This window comes from Martelella sp. AMO21009 (assembly GCF_053484295.1).
The window spans coordinates 1-236 of the sequence record NZ_JBAKFR010000091.1 but is presented as its reverse complement, the minus strand read 5'-3'; the positions used below and the strand labels follow the sequence as shown (position 1 = coordinate 236).

Below are 236 nucleotides of genomic sequence, written 5' to 3'. Positions count from 1 at the left end.
GTTTTTGAAACACCACCGAGCGGTCGGCGCCGGGGCCCTCGACCTTGTGGCCGTCAAGCAGGATCTCGCCGCTGGTCGGCGACAGAAAGCCTGCAATGAGATTGAGGAGCGTCGATTTTCCGCAGCCGGACGCGCCGAGCGCCACGACGAAATCGCCCTCGCCAAGCGAGAGGTCGATCTCCCGGAGCGCCTCGACCGGCGCGTTTCCGCTGGCGGATGGATAGACGACGGAGGCC

The 236-nt window shown here is 66.1% G+C and carries 1 protein-coding gene; it reads right to left on the bottom strand.

The window, feature by feature from the left end; genetic code table 11:
- A partial coding sequence (locus V6766_RS25585) for an ATP-binding cassette domain-containing protein (protein WP_448471047.1) occupies positions 1-236 on the bottom strand: 236 nt, incomplete at both ends.